Source organism: Tenacibaculum tangerinum, from assembly GCF_029853675.1.
In the GTDB taxonomy this organism is placed as follows: domain Bacteria; phylum Bacteroidota; class Bacteroidia; order Flavobacteriales; family Flavobacteriaceae; genus Polaribacter; species Polaribacter tangerinum_A.
In genome coordinates this window covers 761,337-774,179 of sequence record NZ_CP122539.1, presented here as the reverse complement: position 1 = coordinate 774,179, position 12,843 = coordinate 761,337, and the positions used below count along the sequence as shown (strand labels likewise).

The following is a 12,843-nucleotide window of genomic DNA, read 5'->3' as shown; positions in this document are numbered from 1 at the left end:
TAAACCTGATTTACAAAAGAAATTTCATAGAGAATTTTGTTAGCATTCAGAGCGACCAAAAAGTACAAACTGTAACAAAACTGAAACCCAAACGTCTATTATATACAACCATTTATTTATACAAGATGAAAAGAAATAGTCAGTTATTAGCATTAACCCATTTAAGTCAATTGTTAGATTTTGTAACAGGAATAGGAGGATTAATCGTACCCCTAATTATATGGGCAGTAAAGAAAGATGAAGTAGTAGATATGGACGAGCACGGAAAATCTATTATCAATTTTAGACTCACCATGTTTTTATACTTATTAGTATGCATTCCATTAATCATTGTTTTTGGATTAGGATTGTTAGGAATGTTGGTCATTGGAGCTTTTTATATAATATTTCCGATACTCAATGCCATCAAAGCAAGCAACAACGAACAACCCAGTTATCCGTTTTCGATAAAGTTTGTGTAAAATTTTTAAAGTATACAGTATTTAAAAATCACCGTATTGGTGATTTTTTTATGAAATTTACTAAGCTTAGGTAACTCAACATCAAAAGCATATCATGTCGAATAACGCAAAATATAAGCGATGAGACCTCTCATTACTAAGAGTTACTTGTTTTAATGAAGATATGGTTTTGCTGAACTGTAAGGTTTCTCTCTAGTTGAGATTGTAAAGAAATAAGAATATCAAACCGCTTGTTTTATAAAATCTTCGTACTCATAAAAAAACAGCTCGAATTGTGTCATGGTTTCTACGAAAAATTCATAACAATCTCTCCAAGTATTTTTATTATGAATGCTAAATTTTTTATCGAAAGGAACATAAATCCTACGGATAATTTTGTGACTGTCGAGTTCAAAACTATCATCGTAAATAACCTCAGGCAAATACTCGGTTTCTAAGATATTTTTTAGAGAAAGCAACTGATCATAAAGCAACTCATTAGCAATATCTTCAGGATGCTCGAAATCTAAACAAACAGACGCTTTTTTTCTATCTGCTTGAAATTTAAACGCAAACCCTTTTATTTTGGTATTGTATAACAGCCACTTTCTAGGAAAAGACTTTCCAAAACTTGTCCAAAACTCTTTTCGTAAACGAGCAGACTCTTCTTTACTAAACACGTGTTTTATTAGTTATTAGTTATCAGCTATTAGTTTTTAGTTTTTATTTATCAATTATCAAACTTTTACCAAGCTGATCATTTTCAAATTCTCTAATCATCCAATTAAATAATTACATTGCTACATTGTTACATTGTTACATTGTTACATTGCTACATTGCCACATTGCCACATTGCTACATTGCCACATTGCGACATTGCTACATTGCTACATTGCTACATTGCTACATTGCCACATTGTTACATTACTACATTGTTCCACTTTCCACTAAATCACCCATGCACCTTGGCAGTTGTTCCTCTTTCGCGCATCATTGCAGCTTCAAAAGCGAGTAAATCATTCCATTTTTTATCCACAATTTCACGGTCCATATACTTACGCGCATAGCCTAAAAACAAGGTATAATGATTGGCTTCAGAAATCATTAAATCTAAATAAAACTTAGCCAATTGTTCATCTTCCATATTATCAGCAAACACTTTAAAACGTTCACAACTACGAGCTTCAATTAAGGCAGCAACCAACAGTCTGTGAATTAAAGCTTCAGTTCTGTCACCCGTATGCGGAAAGAACTTTTGCAATTTCAAAGCATAGTCATTTTTAGTAGCTTTTCCTAAAACCATACCTCGCTCTATCATGATGTTGTGTACCATTCTAAAATGTTCCATTTCTTCAATGGCAATATCACTCATATCTTTCACTAGTTCTGTCTCTTCAGAGTAATTAATAATAATCGATACAGCATTCGAGGCTGCTTTTTGTTCTGCAAAAGCATGGTCTGTTAATAACTGTTCTAATCCATTTTTAGCAACTTCAACCCATGAAGTTTCGGTATCAAATTGTAATCCAAGCATACTATAATATTAAGAGTGTAAAGGTAAAATATAAGAAAGAACTCGGCAACAAATAGCGTAAAATAGTTAAATTTGTTAGAATTGTTATAAAAAACAGTAGAAGAGTCAAAAAAGTTGCATCAAATACTTTGTCACTACGAATTCTCATTTAGTCACTACAAATTCTAAATAGATTCCTAAATAAAAAATAATTTATGTAGTTTTAAAAAGCAGTAAGAAAACAAACGTAACTTCTTGTAAAATGAAAACACCATTACCCAACAAAAGTAACCAACGACTAATTTATTTAACATTAATTTTATTCCTGATTATTACCTACGGATGTAAAAAATCTGAAACCTCTGAAAGTAATGTCCATGAATTTAGTGAGTATATTAGTGTTTTTCCAAATAAACTAATTTCTGCAACACCAAATTTAAAATTTCTATTAAAAAAGAAACCAACGACAAATTTTGAGGCAAGTAAAGTTATTACCATGCAACCAGCAGTAAAAGGCACGGTTGCATTTAACGATAACGAACTCATCTTTACACCTACCGAAAAGCTACAAAGCAATCAAGAGTACTTCATTACCCTTCACTTATCTGAACTTTATGACGATATTGATTCGTCGTTAAAAAAACTCACAGTAAAAGTAAAAACTAAGGAACTATTATTTAACGTTGCCTTACAATCTCCAAACGTTTACAATAAAGATTTATATACCGTAGAGGGAGAATTAATGGCGAGTGATTTGATAGAAACAGCTACTATATCCTCTTTGGTAAAAGCTACGTACAACGGAAAGTCGCTGCCCGTAAAGTTTAATACTGCAGGAAAAGTAAGTGCTCACATTTATTTTAAAATAGACAGCATAGAACGCTTTGAAGATGATAAACAGTTGAAGGTTACATGGACAGGGGCTCCGATTCAATCAGCATCTAAAGGAAGCAGAGAGGTAACCATTACAGGAAAAAATAACTTTAAAGTGTTGAGTGTAGATGTGTTGGATACAGAGAAACAACATATTGAAATAAACTTTTCAGATCCCATAGAAAAATCACAAAACTTAAAAGGATTGATTCAGTTTTTAAATACCCAAAAAAGAGCTTTTACCTACAAGATACATAGCAACAAAGTAACACTATATCCAAAATCGTCATTTACACAGAAGGTTGAGATAGAAATTTTTAAAGGAATTAAGAGTGTAGACGGCTATACATTGAAAGAAAATGTAATTAAAACGGTGTATTTTGAAGAGTTAAAACCAGCAGTAACACTTATAAAAAGCGGATCGATACTTCCGACCTCAGACAATTTAAAAATAAATTTTAGTGCCGTTAATTTAAAAGCTATTGATGCAACCGTATATAAAATTTATAAAGACAATGTATTACAGTTTTTACAATATAATAACTTGAATAACCAAGGAGATTTGCGTTATGTTGGGCGTCCTGTAGCAAAATACACCATGAACCTAAGCAATCAAGGAGTAGATTTGGGTAAAGAAAATGCGTTTGCTATTGATTTAGCGGATATCGTAAAAGTAGAAAACGGGGCGATGTATAGAGTAGAGTTTTCATTCAGTCAAGACTATTCAAATTATAAATGTGCTGAAGGAACTTCAACCAAAACCATCGTTTTTGGAAAAAAAGAGATTGCAACTGAAAGCTATGACAGTCCTAATTATTATAACGATTACTACTACGATTATAGATGGAGAGACAGAGAAAATCCTTGCACATCCTCATATTACTACGATAAAAGAATCAGCACCAACATTTTGGCTACAAATATTGGTGTTATCGTAAAAAAAGGGAATAATAATACAACTTTGGTAGCAGTTAGCGATATACTTAGTACGAACGTTATTGAAGGAGCAAAGGTAACTTTATACAACTTACAAAAACAGCCCATAGCGTCGGCTTCGACCGATAAAGAAGGAATGGTTTCTTTTTCTGATGTGACCAATGCCTTTTTTGCAGTAGTTACCAAAAACAACAATACCACCTATGTGAAATTGAAAGACGGAGAAGCACTTTCAATGAGTAAATTTGATGTTTCTGGAGTAAAATTACAAGAAGGAATTAAAGGATATATTTATGGAGAGCGTGGTGTTTGGCGACCAGGAGATCAACTGTTTTTAACCTTTGTTTTAAACGACAATGCGAACCCAATTCCAGAAGAACATCCCATAAAGTTTGAATTAATCAATCCACAAGGAAAAATAATTGATAGAAAAGTACTTCCAAAAAAATCAAACAATGTATATGCCTATGCACCAAGAACAAATCCAGATGCCATTACTGGTAATTGGAAATTACGCGTAAGTGTTGGAGGGGCTGTTTTCAACAAAACACTAAAGGTTGAAACCATCAAACCGAATCGATTAAAGATTAAACTGACTACAGATACAGAATTTATTAAAGCAAATTCAACAATTACAGGAAACGTAGCGGTAACATGGTTACACGGAGCCATAGCAAAAGGATTAAAGTTAGATATCAATGGCAAATTCTCACAAACAAAGACAGAGTTTTCAAAATTTAAAAACTATCATTTTGACGATGCAACGCGTCGATTCGGAACAGAAGAGTTTAAAGTATTAAAAGGAAATTTAAGCAATGAAGGGACAACGAAATTTTCGGTAAAACCCACATTAGATAGCAAAGCACCAGGAATGCTCAAAGCAAACTTTATTACTAAAGTGTATGAAAACGGAGGAGACTTTAGTACCGATGTGTTTTCTAAAAAAATATCACCCTATACATCGTATGCAGGTTTGCAAGAAGCAGAAGAACCAAAATCTAAAAACTATTTATTTACCGATGAAGACTATACCTTTAATGTAGCTTCTGTAAATGAAGAAGGTGCAGGAATTGAAAACACCTTAGAAGTAAATGTATACAAGTTATCGTGGCGTTGGTGGTGGAATACCTCAAATAACGGATTGTCTAGTTACGATGGTACTCGTTACCATGAACCTTATAAAAAACTACAAGTAACTACAAATGCGAGTGGTAAAGGTGCTTTTAAATTAAAGATTGATGAAAACGATTGGGGACGTTATTTAATAAAAGTAAAAGATTCAAAAAGTAAGCATGTAACCTCAAGTGTCGTGTATTTCGATTGGCCTTCTTGGTATGCTAAGAAAAAAGGAAATCAAGACAAGAGCAATGCTACCATGTTGGTGTTTACCACCGATAAAGAATCGTATGAAGTAAATGAAAAAGCAACCGTGAAGTTTCCGTCTTCAGAAGGAGGAAAAGCATTTATTACTATTGAAAACGGTACCGAAGTAGTCGATTATTTCTGGGTACCAACACAAGCACAACAAACCACGTTTAGTTTTCCTGTAAAAGCCAGTTATACACCGAATGTATTTGTAAACATATCGTTGCTACAAAAACACAGTCAAACCCTAAACGATTTGCCCATTCGTATGTACGGTTCTATTCCTATGTTGGTACATAACCCAGCCACGAAGTTAGCACCAAAAATTCAGTTAGCAGATGAGTTACGACCAGAATCAACTGCTACTATTCGTATAAAAGAAGAAAATGGAAGACCCATGACCTATACCATTGCTTTGGTAGATGAAGGCTTGTTAGACTTAACCCGTTTTAAAACACCGAATCCTTGGGATGTTTTTTATGCACGCCAATCTTTAGGCGTAAAAACGTGGGACATTTTTGATGATGTTATTGGTGCTTACGGCGGAAAAGTAACTCAAATACTGAGTATTGGAGGTGATGAAGCAGAAGCGGGAAGTAAAAACAGAAAAGCCAACCGATTTAAACCAATGGTTACCTATTTAGGACCTTTCGATTTAAAAATGGGTGATATAAGAGAGCATACGATTAACATACCAAAATATGTTGGTTCGGTACGAGCCATGGTAGTGGCTACAGACACTAACAAAGAGGCGTATGGTAGCGATGAAAAAACAGCTTTTGTACGAAAACCAGTCATGATTTTAGCATCATTGCCTCGTAAAATAACACCACAAGAAACGGTAACCTTACCAGTCACTGTTTTTGCGATGAAACCAAACATTAAAAATGTAAAAGTAACCGTACAACCGAACGAAGCATATACCATTGTAGGAAATAAAACACAAACCGTTTCATTTAGTCAGCCAGATGAGAAAATGACCTATTTTACCTTAAAAGTAAACGATTTTAAAGGGATAGGTAAGGTAAAAATAGACGCCAGTTCGGGAGGAGAAAAAGCGTCTTATGAAGTAGAGATTGATGTGCTAAATCCGAATCCAATAACTACAGAAGTAAAAGATTTGGTGTTAAAATCTAACGAACAAGGAGCAATTGACTTTACAAGCTTTGGAACTAAAGGAACCAATGAAGCTACGTTAGAATTGTCAACCTTACCTCCCATGAATTTTACCAAACGTTTGGAATATGTAATTCGTTATCCGCATGGATGTGTAGAACAAACAACCTCAAGTGCTTTTCCACAGTTATATGTATCTGAAATTTTTGAGTTGCCAAAAGAAAAGATAGCCTCAACCGAAAGAAATATCAAAGCAGCCATTCAGCGACTATCAGACTTTCAATTATCTAATGGAGGATTGTCATATTGGCAAGGAAACAGTACCGCAGATATTTGGGGCACCTCGTATGCAGGTCATTTTATGATAGAAGCAGAAAAGAAAGGCTATGTATTGCCTATCGGTTTCAAATCAAAATGGATTGGGTATCAAAAACAACAGGCACGTACTTGGAGAAACAGTACAGGCTACTATAACAACTCCCTTTCGCAAGCATATCGATTGTATACCTTGTGTTTAGCCAATAGTCCCGATGTAGCTTCGATGAACCGTTTGAGAGAATCAACAGGAGTTTCAAATGAAGCAAAAACAAGGCTAGCAAGTGCGTATGCCTTAATTGGCAAAAAGTCCATCGCTAAATCCATTTTAAAAGGAATCACAGAACAGAGCTACACAAAACAATATTATTCAAACTATGGTTCTGAAACGAGAAACAAAGCAATGTCTTTAGAAACCTACATGCTGTTGGATGATGAGAGCAAATCTATGAAACTAGCCAAAGAAATTGCCGAAAACTTATCAAGCAACCGTTGGATGAGTACACAAACTACAGCCTATAGCTTATTAGCCATGAGTCAATATGCTCTAAAAAATGGAGGCAGTAACGGAATTAATACAACCTATATATTAAATAAAGTCTCAGGAAAAGCAAGTACCTCAAAATCGTTGTTGGCAAAAGATTTAGTCGCTATTCAAAAAGAAAACTCTTTAAAAATAACGAATAAAAACAGCGGAGTTTTATATGTACGCATACTAAACAAAGGTATTTTACCCGTTGGTGAAGAAAAGGTATTCCAAAAGAACTTAGAAACCGCTATTGTATATAAAACAAAAGATGGCACTCGAATTACTCCAGATAATTTATCGCAGGGAACTAATTTTATAGCAGAAGTCACGGTGAAGAATCCAACAAGCCAAACTATAGAAAATGTAGCGTTAACACAATACCTTCCTTCAGGATGGGAAATTATCAATACTCGTTTTACTGATTTTGGAAACAATACCACATCTTCTGACGTAGATTATACCGATATACGAGATGCAAGAATTAGCAACTATTTTACGTTGAAAAAGTATGAAACGAAGACGTTTAATGTGTTATTAAACGCATCGTATTTAGGAAAGTATTATTTACCAGGCATACAAGTAGAAGCCATGTACGATAACGATTATATGGCACGCACGAAAGGACAATGGATTGAGGTAACGAAGTAGATGCCAAGGAAGAATCTAAACTAGAATATTTAAAAGCTCATAGTTGGTAGTATCTATGAGCTTTTTTTATGGAATGTCGACCTGATTAGGCTCGGGTTGTCGTTATGATTAGGCTTGGAGTGTCGACCTGATTAGGCTCGGGTCGTTAACCCGATTAGGCTTGGAGTGTCGTCCCGATTAAGTTTTGGGTGTTACCTGCACCTAAGAAAAGAGAATGGGTTAAAGTGATACGATAGATAAAAAAACAGACGGGTTGTAAGGCAGAAGTGCAGAAGTAATAAAAGAGATATATTTAGTAGATGGTTTTTGTTGCTTTCATACTTCAATTTTCAACGCTTAAGAATTTTTACAGTCGATGAGTAAATCATTAAATGTAATTTGTATGTATTATCAATTATAACAAACTACAATATGAACTTACTTTCAATTATTTTACCAGTTTTAAGTCAAATGAAAGACTCTCATTTGAAAAAACAATTGTTGGCGCATTTTCCTACTCAGGAAGAAAAGTTTAAAATAATAGAAGAGTCTTTTAAAACATTTACTTCACAAAAACAGCCTAAAGAAGTCTTAAACACTTTTTTTAAAAGTTGGAGTCAAACCAATAATAGTGCGATGACAGTTGCCGGGTTAAGCAATCGAATGACAATGATTGTTCATAAAAATAAAGAAGTAAAAAGTGAGTACGATTTATTTAGATCGGTTGCAAGTTTAAATAGGATAGTAGATGAAGATTTGGCAGTAGTAGGTAGGGTATTGCATTCGACTTTATTTTATAATATGGCTACCAGTATAGCAGGTGATGACTCTTGGTTGTCTAATACTTATTTGAGTAAAGAAGCGATTGCTTTCAAGGCATGGAAAGATAAAAACTCCCTAAGAGAGAAAGATATCATGGTAGGACTGCTAACTACCTTAGTACACGAAATATATACTCATGGAGAGGTAGAATTTATTATTCCGTTGTTTGAAAAGATGCTAGAAGAAGACGGACGTTTTTCAAAGAGTGAAATAGAGAAATCATTAGCGTGGATTACGGTGCATTGCGGACCAACAGAGAAAAACCACTTTTTTCATGCAGTAGATGCTATTCATTCATACTCTAAAGCATTCGATATTACGATTGAAGAATACGATTTAAAAGAAATTGTAGAAGATTACCTAAACCTAAAGGCAGATGTAATGAATGCTTTGTATACTCAGGTTTCGGAAGTATACGCCATATAATGATAAAAGGAGATTCTTGATGTTAGAAAAAGTACTAAATAAGCAGGCGTCTGAATATGAAGTAGTAGAAACAGGAATAGATTCAACAGAGTATAAGCAGTTTTTAAAGCAATCTTTATCTGAATTAAATCATAATTTTGAAGCCTTTAAAAGTAGTGCTGTGGTAGTTTCCAAAGCACAATTTAAGGAGTTAAAAAAACTGAATAAGCTACTGAATTATGCACTCCAGCAAATTGTAGCAAATTATTTCAAAGATGCCCGTATTAGAGAAATTTACAACTTAGATACTCAACTAGAAGCCATATTAAAAGAAGTAGCGTCGCTACCTTATAAAATTGGTATGTATCGACCAGATATAATTTTAGATACCGAAGGACAAACCAAAATATGCGAAGTAGGTTGTAGATATCCTATAAATGGATGGATGCTAAGTTATTACTTAAATAAAGTAATGGAAAAAACTCAGGTATTAGCCGAAGCAAATAAGCAACCATTTAAAGCATTGTTAGAATTCATACCAACTCTTGCTAAAGAGTTTAACAAAGAGCACCCCATTTTTTATTTGCATCATAAAGAAAAAGGAACAGAAGCATATTTACTTTTTAAAGAGTTAGAAAAACTAGGATATATCATACAAAATAGTTTTCCAGAAGAATTAGAACTAAAAGACAACGAAGTAGTAGTTGGAGAGCATCCTGCAAAACAGTTTGTCATAGAAATGGATCGTGAAGAGCTAAAAAATATTCCTTTAGAACTCTTAAAAAAAATAACCCAATGCAAAACATGTATAAACGATATAAGGTCTATCATATTAGTTCACGACAAACAAGTATTATCAGTATTATATAATGAAGAACTGATGTTGAGTTATATGAGTGCAGAAGAGTATTCTTTTCTAAGGAAATACTTAATTCCTTCTTACACCTTGCATTCAAAAGAAATACGAAACAGTCTTAAAAACACTAAAAAAAACTGGATATTAAAGAGAACAAGTGGAGGTAGAGGGATAGACATGTATGTAAAAAACGAATGTGCTCCGACAACATGGAATAGCCTACTAGAAAATGATTGGAAAAATTACATGGTACAAGAATACATAGCACAAAAAGAAATTCAATTAGAAGAAGAAGTAATCAATGTCGTAGGAATGTTATTGAATTATAATGATACATTACTTGGTTTGGGTATATACAGAGGTTCAGAAAAAAGCATTATCAATGTACACAGTGGAGCTTATATGTTACCTAGTTTACTAAAATGATAAGCGATGACATTTTCAGTAGTAATACCTTTATATAATAAAGCTTTATATGTTGAAGAAACATTAGCATCACTAGCCCTACAATCAAAAAAGCCATTTGAATTAATCATTGTAGATGATAACAGTACCGATGATAGCTTAAGAGTGGTAAAAGATTATATACAACGTAATCAGAAGCAATTTGAGAAAACTAGAATAGAAATAATAGAGTTAACAGCCAACTACGGTGTAGGTTATGCCAGAAACATTGGTTTTTCAAAAGCTACAGGTGATTTGGTGAGCTTTTTAGATGCAGATGATATTTATGAAAAAGATTTGTTAAAAACGGCAAGCTTGTTAATGCAACAGCATAGCATTGACTTTCTGGTAGTAGGAATTCAATTGTTCCCAAGTAATGTAATATATCCAGATGTTAAAAAAATAGCCAAAGAGTTATTCGCACTAACGAATGAAGCCTATTACATAAAACAACCACTAAAAACCGTTACCTCGCATAACTTTTATATGGGAGTTGGAAGCAATGTAATTTTTAAAAGAGAAAATGGATTGTCTGAGAAATATATAGAACAACGTATTTTTTATGAAGGTATAGATTATTGGTACAGGATAGTAAAGAAAATGGTACAACAAGGCACTCCAAAAATAGGCTTGCTTATGGGCGAATACTTAAAAGTAAGAGAAGTAGCAGGAAGTGCCTCAAGAAAAAAATATGAGAAGTGGAATGAAATTGATTTTCCACCTGTGTTAAGTAGATTTAAAAACAGTAATGATTATTACGATAAACGCTTAATGGGCGTGGTAGGAAGTAGATGGATAGAACATGCGATGTGTAACTTGAACTCAGTAGGACAAAAACTAAAATTTATGGTACATTATATAAGGGTATTTCTAAAGCAAGGATATTATTTCTTTCTACATAAATTCTAAAAAAAATATGGACGTTAGGCTAAAAAAACATTTTGATATCGTAAAAAAGTCAACTCTTTTCAAAGACCATTACAAAGAGGTTACTCATTACACAAATGCGCTTCCCATTGAAAAACATATGCTGCGTACGATATTAGCAAACCAATTTAATGTTGCATCTGAAAACAAAGGCGTTTATTTGGTACGTTCAGGAGGTTCAATGGCAAAACCCTTAATTTTTCCAGTTGATATTGAAGAAAATTTATACCAACGTGAATTGCTATCAAAAGAGTTAGTCGCTAACGATATATTTACTTCGCAGTCAAGAGTGCTCAATTTATTTAGTTACAACGGTATGTATCGCACTGCCGCCATAATGGATGATATTTTAGAACGGTGCAATGCAACAACAATTTCTTTAGGAGCAGTTTCTGAGCTAGACTTAGTGTACAATACAGCCAAGCAATTTGCAGCCACTATGATTATAGGAACACCATCAAAACTAACCTTAGTAGCACATTATATTTTAGATAACAAGTTAGAAGTATCGATTCCAAAAATTATGTATGCAGGTGAATTTTTATTGAAATCACAAGAAAGCCTACTAAAAAAAGCTTTTAACTCAACACACATATATACCATGTATGGTTCTGCCGAAACAGGAATTTGGGCATGGGCTAGTTATGAAAACGGACGTACTTCTTTTGAAACTCTTAACGATGTAATTGTTGAGGTAGAAAATCCAGATAAAGAAGGAAACGGACTTTTAGTAGTCACAAACCTATTAAGAAAACGCTTTCCTGTATTTAGATATGTCATGGGAGATATAGGGAGTGTTTCAAAAAAGGATAATAAAACGATTGTACACTTAAAAACCAGAGAACCCAAATCTTTTTCAATAGAATCGAATTCCTATTTTTTAAACGACTTTGATTGGTTATATGAAATTGCAGACAGGTTTCAAATTCAAATCTCAAACACCAAACCAAAACATATTGAAATCAAATTTTTGATAGTAAGTAATTCTACCAATTTAGTAGATGTATCTCTGATAAAAGATAAACTAGGAAGTATTTTTGAAATCAATCCTAAAACAACTGTTATAAAAGTGCAGCAAGTAAAAGAGGCTAGTTTATATCTCAATCCTACAACTTCTAAAACTCCATCTATTGCAGATTTTAGGAGATAAGCTATGTATCTTTTGTTACATAAAAATTATTTAAAATTAATATATTTGTTTTGGTGAAATTTTCAGCAATCATATTATCTATAGTAATACTTTTTCAAAGTTTAAATATTACATATAATGATGTTTTAAATATGAATGAGTTAATAGAGCATGCGCAGTATCATAAAAAAGCGTATAGTGATGGCTTTATTACGTTTTTATCTAAACATTATGGAAAATTAAAAGCAGAACACGCCAAAAAGCATCAAGAAGAAAGAAAAGAGCACGAAAAACTTCCTTTTCAGTTTGATTTTCATGTGGTAGATTTTCATAAAATAACATTTAATAATTTTGCTGTATTCATATCTTCGTCAATAACATTTGTTGAAAAAAAGGATTTTTTTCACCATCACAATTTTTATAATTCACCAGATTCACTAGGAATATTCCAACCACCTAGATATATATAATCCACCCACATTTATTGGCTTAAAGTACCAGCTTCTAAAATAGAAGCATTGGTAAAACTTAATTATTTAAATGAT

At 33.2% G+C, this 12,843-nt stretch carries 9 protein-coding genes; 7 read left to right on the top strand and 2 right to left on the bottom strand.

Annotated features, from left to right (window positions below):
• Positions 1-125: 125 nt before the first annotated feature.
• On the top strand, positions 126-461 hold the full coding sequence (locus P8625_RS03275) for a DUF4870 domain-containing protein (RefSeq protein WP_279652071.1): 336 nt from the start codon (positions 126-128) through the stop codon (positions 459-461).
• A gap of 221 nt (positions 462-682) precedes the next feature.
• Here the strand turns inward: P8625_RS03275 and P8625_RS03270 are convergent, their stop codons facing one another.
• Together P8625_RS03270 and miaE are read right to left on the bottom strand one after the other, a co-directional pair.
• The gene (locus P8625_RS03270; protein ID WP_279652070.1) at positions 683-1,120 is read right to left on the bottom strand and encodes a DUF4268 domain-containing protein; all 438 of its coding nucleotides are present in this window, start codon (positions 1,118-1,120) and stop codon (positions 683-685) included.
• A 273-nt stretch (positions 1,121-1,393) separates the two neighbouring features.
• Positions 1,394-1,975, bottom strand: a complete 582-nt coding sequence (miaE, locus tag P8625_RS03265) for a tRNA-(ms[2]io[6]A)-hydroxylase (RefSeq protein ID WP_279652069.1) — start codon at positions 1,973-1,975, stop codon at positions 1,394-1,396.
• Between the two features lie 241 nt (positions 1,976-2,216).
• Here miaE and P8625_RS03260 point away from each other — a divergent pair, with 241 nt between their 5' ends.
• From P8625_RS03260 to P8625_RS03235, 6 genes are all read left to right on the top strand, one after another.
• Complete coding sequence (locus P8625_RS03260) at positions 2,217-7,736, top strand: alpha-2-macroglobulin family protein (RefSeq protein WP_279652068.1); 5,520 nt, start codon at positions 2,217-2,219, stop codon at positions 7,734-7,736.
• A 411-nt stretch (positions 7,737-8,147) separates the two neighbouring features.
• Positions 8,148-8,963, top strand: a complete 816-nt coding sequence (locus P8625_RS03255; RefSeq protein WP_279652067.1) for a hypothetical protein — start codon at positions 8,148-8,150, stop codon at positions 8,961-8,963.
• A gap of 19 nt (positions 8,964-8,982) precedes the next feature.
• Entirely contained in the window at positions 8,983-10,224 is a 1,242-nt protein-coding gene (locus tag P8625_RS03250) for a hypothetical protein (RefSeq protein WP_279652066.1), read from the top strand.
• A 6-nt stretch (positions 10,225-10,230) separates the two neighbouring features.
• Positions 10,231-11,151: a glycosyltransferase family 2 protein gene (locus P8625_RS03245; protein ID WP_279652065.1), complete on the top strand. Its 921-nt coding sequence runs from the start codon at positions 10,231-10,233 to the stop codon at positions 11,149-11,151.
• 7 nt (positions 11,152-11,158) lie between these two features.
• The gene (locus P8625_RS03240) at positions 11,159-12,319 is read left to right on the top strand and encodes a phenylacetate--CoA ligase family protein (protein WP_279652064.1); all 1,161 of its coding nucleotides are present in this window, start codon (positions 11,159-11,161) and stop codon (positions 12,317-12,319) included.
• A gap of 131 nt (positions 12,320-12,450) precedes the next feature.
• On the top strand, positions 12,451-12,768 hold the full coding sequence (locus P8625_RS03235) for a hypothetical protein (protein WP_279652063.1): 318 nt from the start codon (positions 12,451-12,453) through the stop codon (positions 12,766-12,768).
• Positions 12,769-12,843 lie beyond the last annotated feature (75 nt).